Origin of the sequence: Streptomyces sp. 4N124, assembly GCF_052245395.1 — a bacterium.
Lineage (GTDB): Bacteria > Actinomycetota > Actinomycetes > Streptomycetales > Streptomycetaceae > Streptomyces.
This window is the reverse complement of sequence record NZ_JBQQBS010000002.1, coordinates 18,618-42,222: the sequence shown is the minus strand read 5'-3', so window position 1 is coordinate 42,222 and position 23,605 is coordinate 18,618. Positions and strand designations below refer to the sequence as shown.

The following is a 23,605-nucleotide window of genomic DNA, read 5'->3' as shown; positions in this document are numbered from 1 at the left end:
TGAGGGCCGATGAGGAGAGACAACGTGAGCAAGTTCGTGCGGCCGGCCGCCGAAGGCGCGGACCCCTTCGGGACGGCTCGTCTGCGGCGCGGAGTGCTGGACGCGTGGGCGACCAGCCCGGCCCGGTTCCGTGAGGACGCCAACGCCGAGGAGGATCTGGTCCTCGGTGGGTATCGGGACCGGCTCGTCGTCGAGCTCGCTCAGAACGCCGCCGATGCGGCAGCGCGTGCGGGCGTACCCGGACGGCTCCGGCTCACCCTCCGCGACGGCGTCCTGTTCGCCGCCAACACCGGCGCGCCCCTCGACGCGGCCGGCGTCGAGTCCCTCGCCACGCTCCGCGCCTCCGCCAAGCGCGAGACCGCGGAAACGGCGATCGGCCGCTTCGGCGTCGGTTTCGCCGCCGTTCTCGCCGTCACCGACGAGCCCGCGGTCGTTGGCCGGCACGGAGGCGTCCGCTGGTCCCTCGCCGAGGCGCGCGAGCTGTCGGCGGAGACCGCACGGCACAGTCCCGGCCTCGGGGACGAGATCCGCCGGCGCGACGGCCACGTCCCGCTCCTCCGTCTCCCGTTCGCCGCCGAGGGCACCGCACCCGACCCGTACGACACGGTCGTCATCCTGCCCCTGCGCGACACGGCCGCCGCCGACCTCGCCGAGCGCCTGCTGCACGCCGTCGACGACGCCCTCCTCCTCGCCCTGCCCGGCCTCGAAGAGGTCGTGATCGAGACCGAGGACGTCCGCACCCTGCGCCGCCGCACCGAGGGCGCCCTGACGGTCGTAGAGGACTCCAGGGAGGGCACGACCGGGTGGCGTACCGTCGCCGCGCACGGGCCGCTCGCGCCCGACCTGCTCGCCGACCGGCCCACCGAAGAGCGCCTGCGCCCGCACTGGTCCGTCACCTGGGCCGTCCCGGTCGACGGCGACGGCTCCCCGGCCCGCCCGCGCACCAGCGCCGTCGTCCACGCCCCCACCCCCAGCGACGAGCCCCTCGGCGTCCCCGCCCTGCTCATCGCCTCCTTCCCCCTCGACACGACCCGGCGGCACGCGGCCCCCGGCCCGCTGACCGACTTCCTCGTGGAGAAGGCCGCGGACGCGTACGCCGAGCTGCTCGCCGACTGGCGCCCCGTGAGCACCGGCGTCATCGGCCTCGTCCCCGGGCCGCTCGGCAAGGGCGAACTGGACGGGGCGCTGCGCCAGGCGATCCTCCAGCGCCTGCCCCGCACGTCCTTCTTGCCTCCCGCCGCCGAGGGCATCGAGGATCTGCCCGATTCCCTGCGCCCCCGGGACGCCGAGATCGTCGAGGGCGCCGGTGCCGACACCGTGCGGGTGCTGGCCGAGGTGCTGCCCACGCTGCTGCCCGCCGGGCTCGAACGGCGGGTGGAGCTGCGGACGTTGGGTGTCGCGCGGGTTCCGCTGACCGACGCGATCGACCGCCTCGCCGGACTGGAGAAGGAGCCGGACTGGTGGCGACGGCTCTACGACAGCCTCGCCGGCGTCGACCCGGATCGCCTCTCCGGCCTGCCAGTACCGCTCGCCGACGGCCGTACGACGATCGGCCCCCGGCAGGTCCTGCTCCCCACCCCGGACGCCTCCCGTATCGACCCGGAGATGCTCGCCCGGCTCGGCCTCAAGGTCGCCCACCCGGACGGCGCGCATCCCCTCCTGGAGAAGCTGGGCGCGCTCCCCGCGACCCCGCGCGCCGTGCTCACCACCCCTCAGGTACGGGCCGCCGTCGCCGCCTCCCTGGACGAGGACGGCGGGATCTCCTGGGAGGAGGACGCCACTCTCGACGCCGAGGAGCTGGCCGACACCGTCCTCGCGCTCGTCCGGGACGCGGGACTGGAGCCCGGTGACGAGCCGTGGCTCGGCGCGCTGGCATTGCCGGACGAGGAGGGGGAGTTGGTGCCCGCCGGTGAACTCGTCTTCCCCGGCAGCCCCTTCCACCAGGTCATGCGGGAGGGCGAACTCGCCACCGTGGACGCCGAGCTGGCCGAGAAGTGGGGCGAGCAGCCGCTGGCGGCCTGCGGGGTGCTGGCCGGATTCGCGCTCGTACGTGCCACGGACGTGGTCCTGGACCCGGACGAACTGGAGCCGCGCGAGGGCGACTTCGCCGAACCCGACGACGCGGGCCTGCTGGACGCGGTGGACGTCTGGTGCGAGGACATCCTGGACCGCTTCCCGGACACGCCGGTCCCACCGGTCGCCACGGAGCTGGTAGCCGTACGCGACCTGGACTTGATCGACGACGACCACTGGCCCCAGGCGCTCGCGCTGCTCTCGCAACCCCCGTTGCGTGACGCGATCGTCCAGCCGGTCCGGATCCTCCTCCCGGACGGCACCCACGAGGTCGTACGCCCCTACACCGCCTGGTGGCTGCGCGGAAACCCGGTCCTGGACGGCCGCCGCCCGGCCGGTCTGCTCGCGGCGGGGGGTGACCCCCTCCTCCGCGGCCTGTACGAGGAGGCCGACGCGACCGGCTTCGAGGACGAGCAGGTACTGCGGGCGCTGGGCGTACGGACGTCGGTATCGGCGCTGCTGGACGAGCCGGGCGGCGCGGCAGAGCTGCTGGACCGCCTCGCCGACCCCGACCGTGAGGTCACCGGCGCCCAACTGCACGCCCTCTACAGCGCGTTGGCCGACCTGGACCCCGAGCAGGTGACCCTGCCGGACGACCTGCGGGCCGTGGTCGACGGCGACGTGGTCGTGGTGGACGCGGCCGACGCGGTCGTCGTCGACTCCCCCGACCTGCTCCCCTTCACGGACGGCGTCCCCTTGCTGCCCGTCCGCCCCGCCCGCGCCGCCGAACTGGCCGAACTGTTCCAAGTCCGGCGCCTGAGCGAGTCCGTGACGGGCTCGGTGGACTCCGAGGGCACCGAGCACGCCGTGCCGGATTCAGTACGGGTGCTGCTCGGCCCGCGGACACCCGAGTCATACGTCGAGCACGAGGAACTCGTCGTCGACGGCGTCGAGATCGACTGGCGCCTGACGACCGACGGCGTCCTGCACGCCTCGACCCTGGAGGGCGTCGCCGCGGGCCTGGCTTGGGCGGCCCGGCAGTGGCCTCGGCGGTTCGAGGTGGCGGCGCTGCTGGAGGATCCTTCGCGGACGGAGGAGCTGGCTCGGGACCGGTGGTTCGACTGAGGTTGCCCGTCCCGTCAACCTCCATTCATTTGCGGTGAGTTCGCGAACAAAGTTCACCGCACCCGTACAACCTTTCACCACCGCCGCGAATCTCCTCACCGGAGTCAACAGACTCCACCATCACTTGGGCCCCTGCTCCGACGAACGAGCCGTGAGGAACGACCGGTGCCGGGTCCGCACACGACGTGGGGAACGCATGCGCATACGAGCCACCGTGGCCGCCCTCTCGGGCGCCCTGGCCCTCTCCGCCCTTGCCGTGCCGGCCGCGCAGGCCGACGGCCAGGGCACCGTGAGCTTCGACAAGCCGAGCCTCCAGGAGCGCTTCGGGGCCCCCTCCGCCAAAACCGGGTTCGCTGCCCAAGCCGCGCCCGAGGTGTCCAACGTGACCGTCAACGCCGGCAAGGCGCTTGTCTTCGGTACGACGACCGTCAGGACCTTCGAGGTATCCCTGACCGCCAGCCACCCCAGCGGCATCCTGGACGCCTACATGGACCTCTGGCACGGCTCGGACGTCGAGAACGTCGACGGCTACCTCCCGCCGAACGAGGAAGTGGCCAACTGCACGCCGATCAGCGAGACGACGTCGAACTGCAAGCTCACCATCACGGCGTCGCCCGGTCTGAACGGTGACGGGGTCGGTGAGCTGTACGCCAACGCGCTGGCCGGTACCTGGCACGTCAGCGCGTACGTCTGGCCCAATGTAGGCGAGACCTACGAGAACGACTTCTACAAGACCCACAAGGTCCAGCGTCTCGCCAAGCTGACCGCCGACGCCGCGCCTGAGCCGGTGAACGCGGGCCAGACCATCACCGTCTCCGGCAAGCTGACCCGCGCCGACTGGGAGACCGGCACGTACGTCGGCCTCAGCGGCCAGGCGCTGCAGCTGCAGTTCCGTGGCACGGACGCCAGCTCGTACACCACCGTGAAGGGCGTCAACTCCACCGCCGGCGGCGTCGTGAAGACGACCACGACGGCGAACGTCGACGGCCACCACCGCTTCAGCTTCGCGGGTATCTCCAGCACCGGGCAGGTCACCGCGACCGGCGACTACGTCGGCGTGCGCTAAGCCCGACCCTGTGGCGGAGGGGGATCTTGATATTTCCCGCACAAATTTCGCACCATCCGTACAACCATTCCCCTCCGCCGCAGATCTGATCCGGTGAGTCAACAGACTCCGTGATCATTTGGGCCCCGTGCCGACGACGAGCCGTCGGGAACGACCAGTGCCGGGGCCCCCTTTCTCCACTTGGGGAACGCATGCGTATTCGAGCCACCGTGGCCGCCGTCACCGGCGCCCTGGCCCTCTCCGCCGTCGCCGCTCCGGTCGCGACGGCCGCCGAGCCGAAGGTCCCCGCGAACGTGGCCGCCGCCCTCGACGCCGCGACCGACGGCACGTCGGCGTTCGCCACGGCCGCGGCGTCGTACCCCCTGGACGCCTCCTTCTCCAACGTGAAGGTGAACAGCGGCAAGGACGTCGTCCTCGGCACCACCGCCACCGTCAAGGTGCCGGTGTCCTTCACGCTGACCCATGGTGCGGACGTCGACATCCACGCCGCCGACTTCGTCGCGGCCGTCCAGCTGTACCGCGGCGCGTCGTTCGGTGACTCCTTCTCCGACTTCACGAGCACCGACGCCACCTGCACGGACTCGTCCGCGACCGTCGCCTCCTGCAAGGCCACCGTCGCGATCGACCCGTTCTACCTGTTCAACGACGATGCCGACGCCTGGAAGGCGGCCGCGTTCGCGGTCGCGTACAACGGCGAGGACCCCGACGACCCGGAGAACCCGGACAACATCGGCGTCGTGGTGAAGGACCCGACGAACTCCTTCAGGCTCCTGCGTCTGTCCAAGCTGACGGTCAACGCCGCGCCGGAGCCGGTGAAGAAGGGCAAGACCATCACGGTCACCGGCGAACTGACCCACGCCAACTGGGACAACAGCCGGTACATCGGTTTCGGCAACCAGTCCGTGGTGCTGCAGTTCCGCAAGAAGGGCACCACCAACTACACGAACGTCAAGGGCATCAAGACCAGGACGCAGGGCAAGCTGGTGACCACCGTCAAGGCATCCATCGACGGCTACTACCGCTTCCAGTTCAAGGGCACCCCGAGCACCGCGCCGGTCACTGTCGCGGGCGACTTCGTCGACGTGAGGTAAGCGGTCCCCGAGAAGCGTTCGCCACCGACCCCGGGGCCCGTGCCCCGGGGTCGGGCAGTCTCCCCACCTTTTACTCGGTCCACCTGAGGAAGTTCATGCGCATCCGTACCACCGTGGCCGCCGTCACCGGCGCCCTGGCCCTCTCCGCTCTCGTCGTCCCGGCCGCCCAGGCCGCCGACTCGCCCGTCTCCGGCAAGCTTGCCTTCAGCTCCGTCGGCGCTACGGCTGCTGCCGCCGAGCTCGACGTGACCTTGTCCAACATGAAGGTCAACAAGGGCAAGTCGATCGTCGTCGGTGCCACCACCAAGGTCACCGTGCCCGTCACGTACACGCTGACCCACGCCGCCGACCTCGACACCAGCGAAGACAACTTCGCCAGCCTTCCGTTCATATACCGAGGCGGTACCTCCCCGGAGACGGCGCCCTACGGCTTCGGCAGCGACGACGTGGCGAACTGCACTACTGTCTCCACCACCGTCCTCAACTGCTCGGCCGTGATCTCCATCAGCCCGTCCAGGGAACTCCTGCCCAGCTCCCAGGCCGGTACGTGGAAGACAGGCGGCATCGCCATCACGTCGGACGGAGACACGAAGGTCCAGGGCGACGTCGGCACGATCAAGGTCCTCCGCGCCGCCAAGCTGACCGTCAACGCCACCCCCGAGCCGGTGAAGAAGGGCAAGACCATCACGGTCACCGGCAAGCTGTCCCGCGCCAACTGGGACACCAACACCTACGCGGGCTACAGCACCCAGAAGGTCGTGCTGCAGTTCCGCAAGGCGGGCACCACCAACTACACCAACGTCAAGGGCATCACGTCGACCTCGACCGGCGCCCTGAAGACGACGGTCACGGCCGCCACGGACGGCTACTACCGCTTCACCTTCGCGGGTACGGCGACCACGGCGCCGACGGCTGTCGCCGGCGACTACGTAGACGTGCAGTAGAGCCGCGCCCCTTTAGGGGCGCGGGGAACTGCGCGACCAGCCACGACGGCGCCGCAGCCGACACTCAACCGGCGCCGTCTTGGCCGGAGCCAGCGCTAAGCGGGAACGCGGCGGTCGACCCATCTCCACAGCACCTCCAGGGCGACCGCCGCCACCACCGCGATCCCCACCGCCATCCACGGCATCGTCACCCCGATCAGCTTCAGCGCGAAGAACTCCTGCAGCCAGGGCACGACCAGCACGACCAGGAAGCCGAAGCCCATGGCGGCGACCAGGAGAATCCGCCACCAGGTGTAGGGGCGGGCCACGATCGCCAGGACCCACATGGAGATCAGGAACAGCGTCAGAGTCGCCGCGCTCGTCTCCGCTTCCAACGAGCCTTCGCCGGTGTAGTAGTTGCGGGCTATCAGGTACGTCGCGAACGTCGCGAGGCCTGCCAGGACCCCACCCGGGATCGAGTACCGCATCACCCGCCGCACGAAATGAGGCCTCGCCCGTTCCTTGTTGGGCGCGAGGGCCAGGAAGAACGCCGGGATGCCGATCGTCAGGGTCGACAGAAGAGTCAAGTGGCGGGGCAGGAACGGGTATTCGACCTGCCAGCACACCACCAGAATCGCCAGCAGCACCGAATAGACCGTCTTGACCAGGAACAGCGTCGCGACGCGCGTGATGTTGCCGATGACCCGCCGGCCCTCCGCCACCACCGACGGCAGCGTGGCGAAGCTGTTGTTCAGCAGCACGATCTGGGCGACGGCCTTCGTGGCCTCCGAGCCCGATCCCATGGACACGCCGATGTCGGCGTCTTTCAGGGCGAGTACGTCGTTCACACCGTCGCCGGTCATCGCGACCGTGTGTCCCTTGGACTGCAGCGCGCCCACCATGTCCCGCTTCTGCTGCGGGGTGACCCGCCCGAACACGGTGCCCTCGTCGAGGGCGTCCGCCATGCCGTCCTTGTCGGAGGGGAGCCGGCGGGCGTCGACCGTCGTGCCGGACAGGCCCAGCTTGCTCGCGACCGCGCCGACCGACACCGCGTTGTCGCCGGAGATGACCTTGGGCCGGACGTTCTGCTCCTCGAAGTAGCGCAGGGTGTCGGCGGCGTCCGGGCGCAGCCGCTGCTCCAGCACGACCAGGGCGGTGGGGCGGGCGCCCCGGGCGACCTCGGGGTCGTCGAGGTCGCGGGTGACGCGGGCCAGCAGCAGGACTCGTAGACCCTGCTCGTTGAGCCGGTCTGTCTCGGCGAGCGTGGGGTCGTCGTCGGCGAGGAGGACGTCCGGGGCGCCGAGGAGCCAGGTGCTGGACTCGCCGTTGCCCTCGCTGAAGGAGGCGCCGCTGTACTTCCGGGCGGAGGAGAAGGGGAGGGACTCGGTGCAGCGCCATTCGTCGGCGTCCGGGTAGGCGTCGATGATGGCCTGGAGGGAGGCGTTCGGGCGGGGGTCCGACTCACCCAGGGCGCCCAGCACCTGTCGTACGTACGTGTCGTCGGCGCCCTGGAGGGGTCTCACCTCGGTGACGTCCATGCCGCCCTCGGTGAGCGTGCCCGTCTTGTCCAGGCAGACCGTGTCGACGCGGGCGAGGCCCTCGATGGCGGGGAGTTCCTGGACGAGGCACTGTTTCCGGCCAAGACGGATCACGCCGATCGCGAAGGCGACCGACGTGAGCAGGACCAGGCCCTCCGGGACCATCGGGACGATGCCGCCGACCGTGCGGGCGACGGAGTCCTTGAAGTCGTTGTCCTTGACGACCAGCTGCGTGATGATCAGGCCGATCGCGGCCGGCGCCATCATCCACGTCACGTACTTGAGGATCGTGGAGATGCCGGTGCGCAGCTCGGAGTGGACCAGTGTGAAGCGGGAGGCCTCCTCGGCGAGCTGGGCGGCGTAGGCCTCACGGCCCACCTTGGTCGCCTTGAACGCGCCGCCGCCCGCGACCACGAAGCTGCCGGACATCACCTGGTCCCCGGGCTGCTTGACGACCGGATCGGCCTCACCGGTGAGCAGTGACTCGTCGATCTCCAGACCGTCGGCCTCGACGCACACCCCGTCGACGACGGCCTTGTCACCCGGCCCGATCTCGATCAGGTCGTCGAGGACGATGTCCGAGGTGCTGACCTCTACGGCCACCCCGTCCCGCCGTACGGTCGGTCTGGCCTCGCCGATCACCGCCAGGGAGTCGAGGGTCTTCTTCGCCCGCCACTCCTGGATGATGCCGATCGCGGTGTTGGCGAGGATCACGAAGCCGAACAGGCTGTCCTGGACCGGCGCGACGAACAGCATGATCACCCAGAGCACGCCGATGATCGCGTTGAACCGGGTGAAGACGTTGGCGCGGACGATGTCGACGGTGGACCGGCTGCTGCGCACCGGGACGTCGTTGACCTCCCCGCGCGCGACCCGCTCGGCCACCTCGGCGGCGGTGAGCCCGGTCACGGCCACGTCGGTGGGTATCGGGTGCGCGGATTCGAGTTCGGCGCCCGCGTCGATATGCGTCATGCATTCGACGGTACGTGCGGATTTACGCCTTCACCCGCTGAGTGCGCGGAAGTTCCGACTTGGGGAGGAGAGGTGTCGTGCCCTGGTTGTAGGGCGCGGACACATCAGGACGACTGGGGTTCGCCGCTCGTTTCCCTGGGCTGGTCGAGGGCCGCTCGCTTGAGCGCGGCGTCGCGCCTGCGGACGTACCAGATACCGATCAGGCCGAGCCCGCCGCCGGCCAGACAGGTCCACACCCACCAGGTGTGTCCGTGGTCGTCGAACCAGCCGTAGAAGGGCAGCTGCACCAGGAAGAGGACGAACCAGAGGATCGTGCCGCCCGTGACGGTGCCGACCACGGGGCCCTCCAGGGGCTCCGGCGCCTCGTGTGTTGGGGTCCACTTCGCCATGGGGGACAGCTTACGAGGCGATCGGGTGTCTGAGGGGACGGAGTTATCTACGCGCGGAGATGGCCGACCCCGGCGTTATACGTTCATACTGAAACCGTTTGTGTCTGTCCATTTCTCTTCGTAGGAACCACCAAATACATGTCCACCTCGGCCCCCGCCAAGGTCCCCGCCCCTGAACAGCCGGGAGCCGGGCCCGCCTACGGCGCACTCGACCGCTTCTTCAAGATCTCCGAGCGGGGCAGCTCGCTGCCGCGCGAGATCCGCGGCGGTTTCGCCACCTTCTTCGCGATGGCCTACATCATCGTGCTGAACCCGATCATCCTCGGCAGCGCGAAGGACACGTACGGCAACCAGCTCGACAACGGCCAGCTGGTCACCGCTACGGCCGTGACGGCCGCGTTCACCACGCTGCTCATGGGCGTCATCGGCAACGTCCCGATCGCGCTCGCCGCCGGCCTCGGCGTGAACTCCGTCGTCGCGCTCCAGCTCGCCCCGCGGATGTCGTGGCCGGACGCGATGGGCATGGTGGTGCTGGCCGGTTTCATCGTGATGCTGCTGGTGGCCACGGGCTTGCGTGAGCGGGTCATGAACGCCGTGCCCTACAGCCTCCGCAAGGCCATCGCCATCGGTATCGGCCTGTTCATCATGCTGATCGGCCTGGTCGACTCCGGATTCATCTCCCGCATCCCGGACGCCGCGCAGACCACGGTCCCGCTCCAGCTGGGCGGCGACGGTCATCTCACCGGCTGGCCGGTACTGATCTTCATCCTCGGCACGCTGCTCACGCTGGCGCTGATCGTGCGCAAGGTGTCCGGCGCGATCCTGATCTCGATCGTCGCGATGACGGTGCTGGCCGTCATCATCAACGCGGTCGCGGACATCCCCTCCTGGGGCCTGACCACCCCGACCTGGCCGGGCAACCCGGTGGCCACCCCCGACTTCGGCCTGATCGGCGAGGTCAGCCTGTTCGGCGGGTTCTCCAAGGTCGGCTTCCTGACCGGCACCCTCTTCGTCTTCACGGTCCTGCTGTCGACGTTCTTCGACGCGATGGGCACGATCATGGGCGTCAGCGACGAGGCCAAGCTGACCGACGCCCAGGGCCATATGCCCGGCATCAACAAGGTCCTCTTCGTCGACGGCATCGCGGTCGCTGCGGGCGGCGCCAGCTCCTCCTCGGCCACCACCTGCTTCGTGGAGTCCACGGCCGGCGTCGGCGAGGGCGCCCGCACCGGCTTCGCGAACGTCGTGACCGGCGCGCTGTTCGCCGTAGCCCTGTTCCTGACGCCCGTCGCCACGATGGTCCCGTCGCAGGCGGCCACTCCGGCGCTGCTCGCGGTCGGCTTCCTGATCCTGGCCGGTTCGGTCAAGGAGATCGACTGGGCGGACTACACGGTCGCGATCCCGGCCTTCGTGACGATGCTGATGATGCCGTTCACCTACTCGATCACCAATGGCATCGGCATGGGCTTCATCACCTTCGTCGTCCTGCGCCTGGCGGCCGGCCGCGGCAAGGAGATCCCGGTCGCGATGTACGTCGTCTCGGCGGTGTTCGCGTTCTACTACCTGATGCCGGCGCTCGGTCTCACGTGAGTCATGTGACCCCGTAGAACCGCTCCGTCTCCTCGACGGCGGCCTGGAACCGTTCGTCGAAGTCGTCCCGGACGAGCGTCCGGATCACATAGTCCTGGACGCTCATTCCCCTTTTCGCCGCACGGTCCCGGAGCCGTTCGAGCAGCTCCCCGTCTATCCGCAGGCTGAGCACGCTGGTCCCCATGCGTACGAGGGTTGCCGGACCGAACCGAGTACCGCGTCACTTTTCGGAACCAACTCACCCGGATGGGTGATCTCAGGGTTCAGTGGCCCGGGTCACGGGCAATCATGCGCGCCGCAGTGGTCTTTAGGGAGAGTAATGAGTTACGCTAAAGAGATGTCGGACCTTAGCCATGGCGACGACGTTGCCGCCGTGAACTCCCTGCGATCTGCCGTGATGCGGCTGTCCCGTCGGCTCAAGCACCAGCGGGTCGACGAATCGCTGAGCCCCACCGAGATGTCGGTGCTCGGCACCCTCGCCCGCTGTGGCACGGCCACCCCGGGTGAACTCGCCCGCAAGGAGCATGTGCAGCCGCCCTCGATGACCCGCATCGTCGCGCTGCTCGAAGCCAAGGGGCTGGTCCGGCTGGAGCCGCACCCCGAGGACCGGCGTCAGAAGGTCGTCACACAGACCGATGAGGCCGTGACGATGCTTGAGGAGAGCCGCCGCAAGCGCAACGCGTTCCTGGCCTCGCTCGCCGAGGGCCTCGACGAGGACGAATGGGCGAAACTGCGCGCCGCCGCCCCCGTGCTGGAGAAGCTCGCACATCTGTAACCGCAACGCCTGAGGAGGCGAACGCTGTTGAGTTCGGGACCCGGAGCAGACTCCGCACCCGCACCGACCACCCCCGACACCACCCCCGACGACCCCGTCGAGCGCAAGTCCTCGATGTTCAGCTCGCTGAAGGTACGGAACTACCGCCTGTTCTTCATGGGCCAGGTCGTCTCCAACACCGGCACCTGGATGCAGCGCATCGCCCAGGACTGGCTGGTGCTCAGCCTCACCGGCTCCTCCACGGCCGTAGGCATAACGACAGCGCTGCAGTTCCTCCCGATGCTGCTGTTCGGCCTGTACGGCGGCGTCCTCGTCGACCGCCTCCCCAAGCGCCCGGCCCTGCTGGTCACCCAGACGGCGATGGGCCTGACGGGCCTGGCGCTCGCGTTCCTCACGATCACCGGCCACGTCGAGGTCTGGCACGTCTACGTAGCCGCCTTCGCGGTCGGTCTCGCGACCGTCGTCGACAACCCGGCCCGCCAGTCCTTCGTCTCCGAGATGGTCGGCCCCGACCAGCTGCAGAACGCGGTCAGCCTGAACTCCGCCAACTTCCAGTCCGCCCGCCTCATCGGCCCCGCCGTCGCGGGTGTCCTGATCACCGGCGTCGGCACCGGCTGGGCGTTCCTCTTCAACGGCCTGTCCTTCGTCGCTCCCATCGTCGGCCTGCTGCTGATGCGGGCGCGTGAGCTGTACGTCGTCGAGCGCGCCCCCCGGGGCAAGGGACAGCTGCGGGAGGGTCTGCGGTATGTCGCCGGGCGGCCGGAGCTGGTCTGGCCGATCGTGCTGGTCGGCTTCGTCGGCACGTTCGCCTTCAACTTCCCCGTGTATCTGTCGGCCTTCGCGGACGACATCTTCCACGCGGGCGCCGGCTCCTACAGCCTCTTCAACACGCTGATGGCCGTCGGCTCGGTGACGGGCGCACTGCTCGCGGCACGCCGGGGCACGGCGAAGATGAGCGTCCTGATCGCGGCGGCCGTGGCCTTCGGCGCGCTGGAAGTGGTGGCTGCACTGGCCCCGTCGTTGTGGCTGTTCGCCCTGCTGATGGCCCCGATCGGCATCGCCGCGATGACGGTCAACGTCACCGCCAACACCAGCATCCAGATGGCGACCGACCCCGCCATGCGCGGCCGGGTCCTGTCCCTCTACATGATGGTCTTCCTCGGCGGCTCACCGGTCGGCGCACCGATCGTCGGCTGGATCACGGACACGTACGGTGCGCGGGTGGGCTTCGCTGTCGGCGGCACGATCGCCGCGGTGGCGGCTGCGGTGATCGGCCTGATCCTCGCCCGCGCGGGCGGCCTGAGGCTGTCGGTGCGCTGGAACCACGGGCATCCGCATGTGCGGTTCGTGCCGCGGGAGCGGCGGGAGGAGATGGCGACGGTGGCGTAGGGGGCGGCCGGGTCAGTCGCGGGGGAATTCGTCGGTTTTGAGGGTGAGGCTGAGGACGGTGGTGGTCATGTCGACGTCCGCGCCGAAGGTCAGGGTCTGCTCGCTGATGTAGTCGCCGTCCTTGGGCTGGGTGTAGAGGTGGACCTTGCCCTGGTACGGGTCGGCGATGAGGTAGACGGGGACTTCGGCTGCCGCGTACGCGGCCTTCTTGGGGCCGTAGTCGTTCTGTGCCGTGCTTTTCGAGATGACCTCGGCGACGAATTCGACGTCCCGGCAGCGCCACAGGCCGTTGGGGGCCTTCTCGGCACCCTCCGCCATGAGCGTCACGTCGGAGGCGAAGCCGTTGAGGTGGCCTGGGTAGTCGACGCGGACGTCGGACTTCACGCGCTTGCGCGGGTACTTGGTGCGCAACTGCTCGTAGATGTCGGCGATGATCTCCCAGTGCGTGTCCCTCTGCGGCGACATGAAAATGGCCCCCTCGACGATCTCGACCTTGTAGCCCTCGGGGGTGATCCGCTCAAGCGACTCGAACAGCCCGTCCAGAGTCAGCTCGCCGTTTTCCTCGGCCATCTCGATCCTGTCTTCAAGGACGGTCATCATGGCGCTCCTCCCCGGCTGCCCCATGGATGGGTGCAGCCGCGCAGTACAACGATACGCACGGTGACCGGGTCACGCGTGGGCCACGGTGCAGCTCAGCCTCCCTGCGGATCAGACCCTCCGTGCCAGCACCTGCCCCGGCCAGTCGCCCTTGCCCACGTAGGTCTCGGTGCGGATGAAGCCCTGGCTCTCGTAGTAGCGGACGAGCTTGCCGTCGTCGCCCGCGTAGCAGTCCACCCGCAGCAGGGAGACGCCCGCCCGCCGGGTCTCCTCGACGGCGTGCGCGAGCAGGGCGCTGCCCACGCCGTGGCCCTTGAAGCGGCGGTCGGAGGCGAGCCAGTGGATGTACCGTTCGGGCTCGCCGGGCGACGGGAGGTGGGCCAGGTAGGGGCCGGGCGAGTCGGTGAGGGTGAGGGTGGCGGCCGGCTCGCCGTCGACCTCGGCGACGAAGACGTCGCCCTCGTCCAGGTAACGCGCCACCGACTCCACCGTCTTCGGGCTCTGCGACAGCGGCTGCGTTCCCCACTGCCCCGTGCGCCCCTGCGAGACCAGCCACTCGACACAGCTGTCGAGCATGGCGAGTATCGCGGGAATGTCGTCGGGTCCGCCTTCTCTGATGCTGATCGTGCTCCCGTTGTCCATGGCCCCATGATCTCCCGTACGGTGCCGGTCTGTTGAGGCCGGGACCCGTCCCGGGGAGGTGTGTTTACGGTCGGGGCATGGCGTGGTGGCGACGGAAGAAGAAGCAGGCGGGGCAGAAGCAGGCGGGGCGGAAGCAGCCGCCCGTAGCGCTCAGCGTGTTCGATCCCGGAGCGGTGACGGGATCGTTCCAGCGGCCGGGACTGCCGGTCGGCGGCCGGCGGCTGCCCCCGATCACCGCCCCGAGCATCGCGGATCAGACGGCGGCGCAGACCCGGCGGGGCTTTCCCGCCGGCACCGGGCCGGTGCGCGTCGTGACGAGTCACAGTACGTATGCCGAAGCTGGCTCCGTGGTCTACATGGGGCTCGGCGGCCGAGCGGCCATCGTGGTCGAACTGACACGGGACCAGTGCCGGAACTTCTACGACCTGGGCGAGGCGATCGAGGACAACGGAGCGTCCCTCTACCTCGACGCGCACCCGGGCTTCCTGCGCGCCTCGCTCCTGCTGCCGTCGATGGACATCGACCTGGACACCGCCATGCTGGTCGGCGCGGGGGACGTCCAGGAGTTCCTCACGGCCGCCCACGCCACCGAGACCGTCGAGCTGCACATCTCCCACGCGACGCACGACGGCATGCTGCCCTTGACATGCGCGGCCCCGGGACTCCGTGAGGTGCTGGAAGCCGGACTGGACCTGATCACGCTGCCGGCCCCGGCCGACCTCCGAGGCGCCTTGATGGCCGTCAACGACTCGCTGAACCCGGCGGCGCGCATTCCGCTGCGCGTCACAGGCAGCGCCAAGCTGGCCATCACCCTCGACGTCGACGTCTGAAGGCCCGTGGCAGGGAGACAGCTCGCCGGATGATCCGTTCCCTGGAACAGTGGCGTCCGTGAGACTCTTCGCCGCCGTACTGCCCCCCGACGACATCGTCCGTGAACTCGCCGTCGAGATCGACGAGTTGCAGAAGCTGCCCGGCGCGGACGGGCTGCGGTGGACCGGGCGGCCCGGGTGGCACTTCACGATGGCGTTCTACGGGGAGGTCGACGACGACCTCGTAGCGGAACTGCCGGCGAGGCTGGAGCGGGCCGCGCACCGCACCGACCCCTTCCCGCTGGCGCTCCGGGGCGGCGGACAGTTCGGGCGCGGGCGGGCGCTGTGGGTGGGGGCGGAGGGGGACATCGAGGCGCTGCGGCTGCTGGCGGACCGGGCGGAGGCCGCCGCGCGGAAGGCGGGGGTGCCGATGGGGGAGCACCGCCGGTACAAGGCCCATCTGACGGTGGCGCGGAGTCGGGACGCGGTGGACGTACGGCCGTATGTCGAGGCCCTCGGCCGGTTCACCAGTCGGACGTGGACGGTGGGCGAACTGGCACTGGTCCGTAGCAATCTGCCGAAATCGGGCGTACCGGGTGAGCAGCCGCGCTACGAGGTGGTCGCCCGATGGCCGCTCGGAGGGGCCGGTTAGGCTCGACGCGTGAAGCCGAAAACCCGGAACCGGATCATGGCCGGTGCGCTTGTGTTGATGTTCGTGATGGTGGCGCTGGCGGCGGCGCTCGGAAAGTAACGCCGCCGCGCGCCTGTGGCAGCTACCAGGCGAAGGCCTCCGGCGACGGACCCGGGCCCGGGAAGATCTCGTCCAGCCCGGACAGCAGCTCCTCGCTCAGCTCCAGCTCGACCGCCCGCAGAGCGGACTCCAGCTGCTCCGCGGTGCGCGGGCCGACGATCGGGCCGGTCACGCCGGGACGGGTGAGCAGCCAGGCGAGAGCGGCCTCGCCCGGCTCGACGCCGTGCTTTTCGAGCAGGTCCTCGTAGGACTGGATCTGCGCGCGGGTGGCGGGGTTGGCGAGGTAGTCCGCGGCCCGCCCACTGGCCCGGCGTCCGCCCTCGACCTCCTTCTTGATGACCCCGCCCAGCACACCGCCGTGCAGCGGCGACCAGGGGATGACCCCGAGGCCGTACTCCTGCGCGGCCGGGATGACCTCCATCTCGGCGCGGCGCTCGGCCAGGTTGTAGAGGCACTGCTCGCTGACGAGGCCGATGGTGCCGGCGCGCCTGGCCGCTATTTCGTTGGCCTGGGCGATCTTGTAGCCGGGGAAGTTGGACGAGCCGACGTAGAGGATCTTCCCCTGCTGCACCAGCACGTCGATCGCCTGCCAGATCTCCTCGAAGGGAGTCGAGCGGTCGATGTGGTGGAACTGGTAGACGTCGATGTAGTCCGTCTGCAGCCGCTTGAGCGACGCGTCGACGGCCCGCCGGATGTTCAGCGCCGACAGCTTGTCGTGGTTGGGCCAGGGGGTGGCGCCGTCCGCCGCCATGTTTCCGTACACCTTGGTGGCGAGCACGACCTTGTCGCGCCGCTCGCCGCCCTTCGCGAACCAGTTGCCGATGATCGATTCGGTACGGCCCTTGTTCTCGCCCCAGCCGTACACGTTCGCCGTGTCGAAGAAGTTGATGCCCGCGTCCAGCGCCGCGTCCATGATCGCGTGACTGTCCGCTTCGTCTGTCTGCGGACCGAAGTTCATGGTGCCGAGGACGAGTTGGCTGACCTTGAGTCCCGTGCGTCCGAGCTGCGTGTACTTCATAACTTCCTAGCCAACGGCGTGGAGTGCGCTCTAGGCAAGCGATCTTGACACTAACCGATGGTTAGTGCTTCCCTGTGGGAAGTGTGAGCTTGAAGTTTCAATTTCCCTGCTGGAAAGAGAGCGCCATGCCCCCCACCACGCCTGTCCGCAAGGCCCTTGTCGCCGCGCTGGCCTCCGCCGCGCTCTTCGGTGCCGCCACGGTGCCTGCCGTCGCGTCTGTGCCGGTTGCCTCCGATCAGCACGCCGGCTACGGCGATACCGCCCGCCTCGGCTACCAGAAGTACGTCGCCGTCCGCGTCCTCAAGGGCGTGTTCGAGCAGGGCGACACGGAGGTTGTGGACCGGTACGTCCGCGCCGACTACATCCAGCACAACCCGCTGGCGCCGGATGGTGCGGAGACGTTGAAGAACCTCGGCGTCGCGATCCACCAGCAGTTCCCGGATGCGGAGTACGACGTTCGGCGGGTCATCTCCGAGGGTGACCTTGTGCTGGTGCACTCGAACGTCGTGATGACTCCGGGGGCTCGGGGGCAGGCTGTCGTGGACATCTTCCGGTTCCAGGGCGGGAAGATCGCGGAGCACTGGGATGTCGGGCAGGAGGTTCCGGAGTCCTCCGTCAACGGCAACGACATGTTCTCCACGGAGAGTTGGCCGCGGACCGAGCAGCCGGGGCCGCGGTGGCTGACCGCGTACAACAAGAAGCTGGTCACCAAGGCCGTCGATCAGCTTCTGGTCCAGAAGGATGTGTCCGCCCTCGACCGGTACTGGGGTCCCGAGTACCACCAGCACAACCCGAACATCGCGGACGGTGTGGAGGGCGCGAAGGCGGGACTCGGCGGGTTCTTCCAGGCGTTTCCGCAGCTGAAGGTCACGCCGAAGCGGGTTGTCGCCGACGGTGACTTGGTGGCCGTCCACAGCCACTACGTGAATGCGCCGGGGGAGCGGGGTCAGGCGATCGTGGATCTGTTCCGGGTGCGGAACGGGAAGATCGTGGAGCACTGGGATGTGATCCAGGATGTCCCGGCGAGCTCCGCTAATGGGAACGGGATGTTCTAGAGCAGGGAGTTGAGGAAGGTCGTCCAGGTGGTCGGGGTTACTTGGACGGCCGGGGCGGCGGGGGTGGCAGGGGCTTTGGAGTCGCGGATGTGGACGGTGGTGGGGGTGAGGGCTATCTCTACGCACTCGCCTTCGCTGCCGCTGTAGCTGCTCTTGAACCAGACGAGGTCCGTGCTCATAGCTTCCCTGCCACCTCTTCGATCAGCGTTGCGGACTCCTCGGGCGTGAGGGCCTGCGCTCGCAGCGTGCCATATTTGCCGAACAGATCGCCCAGGTCAGGCTGTTCGCTGACGAAGTATCCGCCACGGTGGCCCTCGATGTAGGCGAGCTGACGTCGCTCGGCGGTCTCCAAGAGGATCATGTTGCCGTTCAGGCCGGCGTGCACGTCGCGGTCGTGCGGCATGACCTGAATCTCGACGTGGCGAAGTCGGCCGATGGCGAGGATGTGGTGCAACTGCTCCTTAAGCGCGGCCTTGCCGCCCAACGGGCGCGTCAGCACGCTCTCTTCGAGCACATAGCTGACGTTCGGCGCAGGCTTGCGCTGAAAGAGCTGCTGGCGCTCCAAGCGGGACGCCACCCTGCTCTCGACGTCCTCGTCGTCGAAGGTCGGGCAGCGGTTCGAGGCGAAGACCGCTCGCGCGTATGCCTCGGTCTGCAGCGAGCCGGGCATCAGATGCGTCTGGTACATGTGCAGCGCGGCGGCCTTCCGTTCCTCGGCCAGGTAGTCCTCGGTCCACGGCGGAAGCCCGTCCTTCTTGAACTCCTTCTCCGCCAGCACCAGCAGTGCACCTTGTGCACCGAGCGCCTCGTCCGCGATCTCCACCAACTTGCCCTTGGGCGACCGCTCCCCCCGCTCCACCATCGCCACCTGCGACTTGGAGTACCCGACGTGCTTGCCCAAACCCTCCTGCGTCATCCCGGCCCGCTCGCGAAAGAACCTCAGCAGTGCCCCGAAAGACTCCGAGCCCCGTTCACCGGAGTGCACAACTACCTCCCCAACTGCACAGCCCCGCACCACCCTTGCGTACCCCTGGTCACAGTATGTGACCGCGCGGAACCATTTGCGGCATGAACGAGAGAATCGCCGCCCCCTGGATCCCGACCTGGATCCCCGCTTCCGGCCTCGCCCTCCGGCACGCCGGCATCCACTTCGACGCCGTGCGCATCAGAGGAGCTGCGGGGGACCGTGTCGCCAACGAGCTGATGTCGGCCACGGACTTCGACGCGGGACCGGTCGTCCAGGAGTTCGCCGGCGAACGGAACATGTACTTCCTGTTGCCCCCGCAAACCGCGTCGACGTACCGCTGGCCGCCCGGCGTGCGCGCACTGACGCGCGGTGACGGCATCTTGGCGTACGTCGGCGTACCGGCGTTGACAGGGGTCACCTGGCCGCTGGGCTGGCGATCGGTACCTACGGCGGACGTTCCTTTTGTGGCAGGGGAGCTGCTCTGGGAACTGGCGGTGAGGTGATTTCCGTGAACGGGTTCCTCGGGACCCCTCCCGGAGCTTGCCGTCTACGGTGACGCCCGACGACACCACGTAGCTCTGAACGGTGCCACCGCGGTCGCGCTCCACCTCACCCATCTCACCGAAACCAGAGGAGCAGAACATCGTGAAGTCACTCTCCTTAGGCGGTGCCGCCCTGACGGTGCTGCTGTTCCTGGGCAGCACCCCGGCCCACGCCGCCGACCCCGACGAGTCCTCGTCCTCGTCACAAGGCCGCACCTTGTCCCTGAAACTCCTGTCGGATTCCAGAGCGGAAGCCGACGAGTACGTCGAGTGTTTCTGGTCGCTCGGGAGAAGCGCGTCGTGGTGGTGGAAGGAGTACACCCTGACCAAGGTCGAGGCCAAGGCCAATGGACGTGTCGAATGCGATCCGGACATCAAGAGCATCAAGTCGAAGCTGTACGTGGTCCATGACGAGACGCGCGTCTCCGTGGACTCGGACACCTGCACCTCGGACGACGAGGACGAGTGCGCCACCTCGACCACCACCGGGACGTACACCTGCTCGGCGGGAACGTCGTGCGCAGGGGATTGGACGTCGGGGCTCGAGCTCCGCCTGCAACTGGACGACAGCTCATGGGACGCCGACAGCTTCCCCGACTACTGCGACATCGAGGGCGACGACGACGAGATCGCACGCTGCTACTACGAAAAGGAGCCCTCGATCTACGTCCCGCCCACCTTCCCGCCCGCCACGGCGGCGACGCCCTCGTCCTGACCTGCCGGTGGGTCAGGTGACCGGCGCTGCGCAGTGACCGGCCTCAGAGCACGGCGAACGGCGCCCGCACCCGCGTGCCGTCCGGCAACTCCCACGCGCCGGTGATGTGGCCGAGCGCGCCCTCGGGCGCCTCCGCGCCGGGTCGCAGGCGTCGGTGCAGGCGGAGCACGGCCGTGCTGTCGGTGAGGCGGAGCTCCGTGCCGTCCTGGTCGTCGGTGGCTGTGGCTGTGGCGGTGGAGGGGAGGGCGGGGCCCGTGTAGGAGCGGGTGACCTCTCGGTCGGGGGTGTCGCTGATGCTCTGCGCCTGGGCCTGGACGCGGCCCTCGATCAGGGCCAGCAACTGGGTTACCAGGACCGGGTCATGGCAGCCGTCGTAGGCCCAGCGCTTGCCCAGCACGCCGTGCTCCATCGTGCCGACGAGGGCGTGGTCGGCTCCGTCGAGTGGGGCGCCTCGGTAGGTGAGCGGCACGAGGTAGGAGGCCGGGTGCGGGCCGGAGGTGTCGATGGCCACCATGAACTCGATGCCGACCTCGCCCTCCGGGTCGTCCAGCCGGAAGCCGCCCGCCTTGGTCAACTCCGGTGCGCCCGTGCCGCCTTCGTACCAGGGGCGGGTGGGCAGCCACGTGGTGAGCAGTTCCAGCTTGGTCGGCTTGAGGGTGGTGCGGTGGATGAGGGCCATGCCCTCAGCCTCTCATCCGGCGCATGCCTCCGCCTCGGTCAGGTAGCGCGCCACCGGGCCCAGGGTCAGCATTCCGCTGGCGGCGCCGGCGTGTTCGGCACGGGCATGGCGCAGGGCAGCCTCGGCGCGTGCGGCGATTCCGCGCTCGCCGAGGCGTACGGCGGCGCGGGCGGTCAGGCACCACAGCGCCTCCTGCATGTGGTCACGCGGTGGTTCGGGCACCGCGTTGAGGGCGGCACGGGCCTCCTCGACGCGGTCCTGGGCGAGCAGCACGAGGGGGCGCGCCCAGGGTCGGTACGGGCCCCAGTCGAGGTGCGGGTCGGTGGGCGCGGGCCGGTCGTGCAGCAGGCGCAGCCCCAGGAGGGCGAGCGGGAACAGGCCCCGGTGCAGCCCCGGCATTCCGGCCGTCCGGAGGGCGTCCTCGGCAGCGCGGTAGTGCGCTGCGGCCGTGGCGGCGGTCGGTCCGCCGGGTTCGGCGCTGCGGGCGGCCGTGGCCCGTGCCCTGAACCACCCGGTGAGGACGGAGACGAGGGGCGCCTCGGTGGTGGCGGCGAGCTGTTCGGCTGCCTCGGCGTGCGAGGCTGCGGCGTCGAGGTCGCCGAGGGCCGAGGCGGATTGCAGGCGGACGAGTCGGCCGAGTACGGCGAAGTTCGGCAGCTCGTGCCGGGTGGCCAGGTCGAGGATCTCGGCGCCGATCCGGTCCCGTACCGCCGCGAGCCCGGGGCGGGTGAAGGACTGCAGGAACACCCCGTTGAGGGCGAACGCCAGCAGGGCGGGATCGGCCAGGTCCCGTGCCAGCGCCTCGGCCTGCCGTGCCGCCTGCTGCGCGCGCCGCAGCTCGGTCCTGGACAGATCGGCGGTGCGGCTCTCGACGGCGACCGTGGCCAGGAGGCGGGCGGGCAGGTCGGCGGGGCCGTCGGGGCCCAGTGCGGTGAGCGTGCGCTCGGCGGCCGCGACGACGGCGCGGGACTGCTCGGGGTCGTCGGCCCGGCTCCAGATGGCGGGCACGTCGTAGGCGCCGATGATCCGGGCGGTCAGGGAGGGGTCTTGGGTGCGTTCCGCCGCCTGGACGGCGGCGAGGCGGTCGCGCCGTGAGTGGACGAGGGCGTCGCCACCCGCCAGTGCGAGGGTGCGGGCCAGATCCACGGTGGTGCGCGGGCCGAGACGGACACCATGGCCGGTCCACGTGGTACGTGCGCCTTCGGGGGGCACGGACCCGTTGAGGATGTCCCTCTCCAGGCGTTGGAGGTCGGCGCCAGGGTCGAGTCCGAGTTGATCAACGAGCATTGCGCGGGCGCGGCGGAGGGTGGCCAGCGCGTCGGCCTGGCGGCCCGCGCGGTGGAGCGCGCGGGCAAGCAGCCCCCAGGCCGGCTCGCGCCACGGATGTTCGGCGACGTGGGCGCCCAGTTCGGCGACGAGATCGGCGCCTTTCCCGGAGTCAAGGAGGATGCGGGCGCGCAGTTCCGCCCCTTCCAACCTCAGCTCCTCCAATCGGGTCCGCTCGCGCTGCGCCCATGCGGAGCCGGTCACATCGGCGTAGGCGGGCCCACGCCAGTCCGCGAGTACCGTGCCGAGGTCGGTCACCGCGTCGGGGCTGCGCCGGGCTCGGGCCAGGGTGTCCTGGAACCGATGGACGTCCACGTCCTCGCGCGGCAGGCGCAGCGCGTAGCCGGGGCCTTCGGTGACGAGTACGCGCGGCGGATCGCGGGGCGGCCGGTCGGGTTCGAGGGCGCGGCGCAGCGCGGCGACGAACGTACGCAAAGCGCCCACGGCGCGGGCCGGCGGATCGGTCCACAGGTCGTCGACGAGGCTGTCGGTGGTGACCATCCGTCCCTCGGCGGCGACGAGCCGGGCGAGTACCTCGCGATGGCGGGGTCCGCCCAGGTCGACCGGACTGCCGTCGTCGCGGAAGGCCCGCACGGCACCGAGCACGTCGATTCGCATGCCCCCATCCTCCGTGCCAGGGGGCGGCTGGGCCCAACCGTACTGATCGGCTGCTGATCGCCGTCGCCCAGGCTGATCCGGTCAGTCCCCCACCCGAAAAGACGGCCTCTCATGACGCTCACCATTCCCGGCTTCGATCACATCCGCCTGCCCGGTGCGGGCGGTGTGGAGCTGGCTGCCGCTGTCGGCGGCAGCGGCAGTCCGGTCGTGCTGCTGCACGGTTTCCCCCAGACCCACCTGATGTGGCGACACGTCGCCGAGCGGCTCGCCGACGGGCACACGGTGATCTGTCCTGACCTGCGGGGCTACGGCGCCAGCGACAAGCCGACGGTCACCGGCCCCGACGTGTACGCCAAGCGCACCATGGCCGCCGACGTCGTGACCCTGGCGGCGGCCCTCGGCCACGAGCGCTTCGCCCTCGTCGGCCACGACCGGGGCGCTCTGGTCGCCTTCCGGGCGGGGCTTGACCACCCCGAGACCATCACGCACCTCGGCATCCTCGACATCGTGCCGACGCTCGACATGTGGAACGTCCTGCGCGGCGCCTCGGCGGCGGTCGGCTACCACCTCTTCCTCATGGCGCAGCCGCCGGGCCTGCCGGAGACGATGATCGCAGGCAGCGCGGACGCGTTCTTCGGCTCGTTCCTCGCTGCCTGGGCCAACGACCCGACCGCCATGCCGGAGGATGTCCGTGCCGAGTACCTGCGGGCGAGCGCCGCGGCGGTGACGTCGATCGTCGCGGACTACCGGGCCTCGGCGGGCATCGACGTCACGCACGACCAAGCGGACCTGGACGCCGGGTCGCAGCTGGCCATGCCCGTGACGGTCGTCCAGCAGGACTGGGGCGCGCAGCTGGGCTATGACGCCGCCGCGGTATGGAAGGCGTGGGCGCCGGACCTGGACCACCGGCTGACCCGAGCGGGACACTTCATGGCCGAGGAGGCACCCGAGGAGATCACTGCGGCGATCCAGGACCTGTTGGCCCGCTGAGTGACCCGTCTCAGCGGAACGCGGC

The 23,605-nt window shown here is 69.6% G+C and carries 23 protein-coding genes; 13 read left to right on the top strand and 10 right to left on the bottom strand.

The annotated features are described in order from the left end of the window. Nucleotides 1–24 precede the first annotated feature (24 nt). From ACTWQO_RS02130 to ACTWQO_RS02115, 4 genes are all read left to right on the top strand, one after another. On the top strand, nucleotides 25–3,138 hold the full coding sequence (locus ACTWQO_RS02130; protein WP_443235464.1) for a sacsin N-terminal ATP-binding-like domain-containing protein: 3,114 nt from the start codon (nucleotides 25–27) through the stop codon (nucleotides 3,136–3,138). Between the two features lie 196 nt (nucleotides 3,139–3,334). Then, nucleotides 3,335–4,204 (top strand): calcium-binding protein, encoded by an 870-nt coding sequence (locus ACTWQO_RS02125; protein ID WP_443235463.1) that lies wholly within the window; start codon nucleotides 3,335–3,337, stop codon nucleotides 4,202–4,204. A 191-nt stretch (nucleotides 4,205–4,395) separates the two neighbouring features. Continuing rightward, the gene (locus ACTWQO_RS02120; RefSeq protein WP_443235462.1) at nucleotides 4,396–5,295 is read left to right on the top strand and encodes a hypothetical protein; all 900 of its coding nucleotides are present in this window, start codon (nucleotides 4,396–4,398) and stop codon (nucleotides 5,293–5,295) included. Nucleotides 5,296–5,390: 95 nt separating this feature from the next. Next, complete coding sequence (locus tag ACTWQO_RS02115; protein ID WP_443235461.1) at nucleotides 5,391–6,239, top strand: hypothetical protein; 849 nt, start codon at nucleotides 5,391–5,393, stop codon at nucleotides 6,237–6,239. 95 nt (nucleotides 6,240–6,334) lie between these two features. On the opposite strand, the gene ACTWQO_RS02110 is transcribed toward ACTWQO_RS02115, so the two are convergent. Both ACTWQO_RS02110 and ACTWQO_RS02105 read right to left on the bottom strand, forming a co-directional pair. After that, a complete protein-coding gene (locus ACTWQO_RS02110; protein ID WP_443235460.1) occupies nucleotides 6,335–8,728 on the bottom strand; it encodes a cation-translocating P-type ATPase in 2,394 nt (797 codons plus the stop codon). A gap of 104 nt (nucleotides 8,729–8,832) precedes the next feature. Further along, a complete protein-coding gene (locus ACTWQO_RS02105; protein WP_443235459.1) occupies nucleotides 8,833–9,117 on the bottom strand; it encodes a DUF2530 domain-containing protein in 285 nt (94 codons plus the stop codon). A 138-nt stretch (nucleotides 9,118–9,255) separates the two neighbouring features. On the opposite strand from ACTWQO_RS02105, the gene ACTWQO_RS02100 reads away from it, so the two are divergent. Next, nucleotides 9,256–10,707 (top strand): NCS2 family permease, encoded by a 1,452-nt coding sequence (locus tag ACTWQO_RS02100; protein WP_443235458.1) that lies wholly within the window; start codon nucleotides 9,256–9,258, stop codon nucleotides 10,705–10,707. A 1-nt stretch (nucleotide 10,708) separates the two neighbouring features. Here ACTWQO_RS02100 and ACTWQO_RS02095 read toward each other — a convergent pair whose 3' ends face one another. After that, on the bottom strand, nucleotides 10,709–10,891 hold the full coding sequence (locus tag ACTWQO_RS02095; protein WP_362940382.1) for a ribbon-helix-helix protein, CopG family: 183 nt from the start codon (nucleotides 10,889–10,891) through the stop codon (nucleotides 10,709–10,711). 153 nt (nucleotides 10,892–11,044) lie between these two features. Between ACTWQO_RS02095 and ACTWQO_RS02090 the strand changes: the two genes are divergently transcribed. Further along, nucleotides 11,045–11,482 carry a MarR family winged helix-turn-helix transcriptional regulator gene (locus ACTWQO_RS02090; protein ID WP_443235457.1) on the top strand — a complete coding sequence of 146 codons (438 nt, stop codon included), beginning with the start codon at nucleotides 11,045–11,047 and terminating at the stop codon, nucleotides 11,480–11,482. 27 nt (nucleotides 11,483–11,509) lie between these two features. Next, the gene (locus tag ACTWQO_RS02085; RefSeq protein WP_443235456.1) at nucleotides 11,510–12,871 is read left to right on the top strand and encodes an MFS transporter; all 1,362 of its coding nucleotides are present in this window, start codon (nucleotides 11,510–11,512) and stop codon (nucleotides 12,869–12,871) included. A gap of 12 nt (nucleotides 12,872–12,883) precedes the next feature. On the opposite strand, the gene ACTWQO_RS02080 is transcribed toward ACTWQO_RS02085, so the two are convergent. Next, complete coding sequence (locus tag ACTWQO_RS02080) at nucleotides 12,884–13,468, bottom strand: Uma2 family endonuclease (protein ID WP_443235455.1); 585 nt, start codon at nucleotides 13,466–13,468, stop codon at nucleotides 12,884–12,886. A 111-nt stretch (nucleotides 13,469–13,579) separates the two neighbouring features. Further along, nucleotides 13,580–14,110: a GNAT family N-acetyltransferase gene (locus ACTWQO_RS02075; protein ID WP_443235454.1), complete on the bottom strand. Its 531-nt coding sequence runs from the start codon at nucleotides 14,108–14,110 to the stop codon at nucleotides 13,580–13,582. A gap of 77 nt (nucleotides 14,111–14,187) precedes the next feature. On the opposite strand from ACTWQO_RS02075, the gene ACTWQO_RS02070 reads away from it, so the two are divergent. Together ACTWQO_RS02070 and thpR are read left to right on the top strand one after the other, a co-directional pair. Then, nucleotides 14,188–14,940: a hypothetical protein gene (locus tag ACTWQO_RS02070; RefSeq protein ID WP_443235453.1), complete on the top strand. Its 753-nt coding sequence runs from the start codon at nucleotides 14,188–14,190 to the stop codon at nucleotides 14,938–14,940. A 58-nt stretch (nucleotides 14,941–14,998) separates the two neighbouring features. Further along, the gene (thpR, locus tag ACTWQO_RS02065) at nucleotides 14,999–15,571 is read left to right on the top strand and encodes an RNA 2',3'-cyclic phosphodiesterase (protein WP_443235452.1); all 573 of its coding nucleotides are present in this window, start codon (nucleotides 14,999–15,001) and stop codon (nucleotides 15,569–15,571) included. A 121-nt stretch (nucleotides 15,572–15,692) separates the two neighbouring features. On the opposite strand, the gene ACTWQO_RS02060 is transcribed toward thpR, so the two are convergent. Next, nucleotides 15,693–16,688 carry an aldo/keto reductase gene (locus ACTWQO_RS02060; protein ID WP_443235451.1) on the bottom strand — a complete coding sequence of 332 codons (996 nt, stop codon included), beginning with the start codon at nucleotides 16,686–16,688 and terminating at the stop codon, nucleotides 15,693–15,695. Nucleotides 16,689–16,813: 125 nt separating this feature from the next. On the opposite strand from ACTWQO_RS02060, the gene ACTWQO_RS02055 reads away from it, so the two are divergent. Beyond that, the gene (locus tag ACTWQO_RS02055; protein WP_443235450.1) at nucleotides 16,814–17,743 is read left to right on the top strand and encodes a nuclear transport factor 2 family protein; all 930 of its coding nucleotides are present in this window, start codon (nucleotides 16,814–16,816) and stop codon (nucleotides 17,741–17,743) included. Here ACTWQO_RS02055 and ACTWQO_RS02050 read toward each other — a convergent pair. Next, on the bottom strand, nucleotides 17,740–17,922 hold the full coding sequence (locus ACTWQO_RS02050; RefSeq protein ID WP_443235449.1) for a DUF397 domain-containing protein: 183 nt from the start codon (nucleotides 17,920–17,922) through the stop codon (nucleotides 17,740–17,742). The genes ACTWQO_RS02055 and ACTWQO_RS02050 overlap by 4 nt on opposite strands. Next, nucleotides 17,919–18,728: a helix-turn-helix domain-containing protein gene (locus ACTWQO_RS02045; protein WP_443235448.1), complete on the bottom strand. Its 810-nt coding sequence runs from the start codon at nucleotides 18,726–18,728 to the stop codon at nucleotides 17,919–17,921. The genes ACTWQO_RS02050 and ACTWQO_RS02045 overlap by 4 nt, the downstream gene beginning before the upstream one ends. An 83-nt stretch (nucleotides 18,729–18,811) precedes the next feature. Between ACTWQO_RS02045 and ACTWQO_RS02040 the strand changes: the two genes are divergently transcribed. Both ACTWQO_RS02040 and ACTWQO_RS02035 read left to right on the top strand, forming a co-directional pair. Next, nucleotides 18,812–19,213 (top strand): hypothetical protein, encoded by a 402-nt coding sequence (locus tag ACTWQO_RS02040; protein ID WP_443235447.1) that lies wholly within the window; start codon nucleotides 18,812–18,814, stop codon nucleotides 19,211–19,213. Nucleotides 19,214–19,355: 142 nt separating this feature from the next. Next, entirely contained in the window at nucleotides 19,356–19,967 is a 612-nt protein-coding gene (locus tag ACTWQO_RS02035; protein ID WP_443235446.1) for a hypothetical protein, read from the top strand. A gap of 43 nt (nucleotides 19,968–20,010) precedes the next feature. On the opposite strand, the gene ACTWQO_RS02030 is transcribed toward ACTWQO_RS02035, so the two are convergent. Then, the gene (locus tag ACTWQO_RS02030; protein ID WP_443235445.1) at nucleotides 20,011–20,646 is read right to left on the bottom strand and encodes a maltokinase N-terminal cap-like domain-containing protein; all 636 of its coding nucleotides are present in this window, start codon (nucleotides 20,644–20,646) and stop codon (nucleotides 20,011–20,013) included. Between the two features lie 12 nt (nucleotides 20,647–20,658). Then, nucleotides 20,659–22,590: a BTAD domain-containing putative transcriptional regulator gene (locus tag ACTWQO_RS02025; protein ID WP_443235444.1), complete on the bottom strand. Its 1,932-nt coding sequence runs from the start codon at nucleotides 22,588–22,590 to the stop codon at nucleotides 20,659–20,661. Between the two features lie 111 nt (nucleotides 22,591–22,701). Between ACTWQO_RS02025 and ACTWQO_RS02020 the strand changes: the two genes are divergently transcribed. Further along, a complete protein-coding gene (locus ACTWQO_RS02020) occupies nucleotides 22,702–23,580 on the top strand; it encodes an alpha/beta fold hydrolase (protein WP_443235443.1) in 879 nt (292 codons plus the stop codon). Nucleotides 23,581–23,605: the final 25 nt, after the last annotated feature.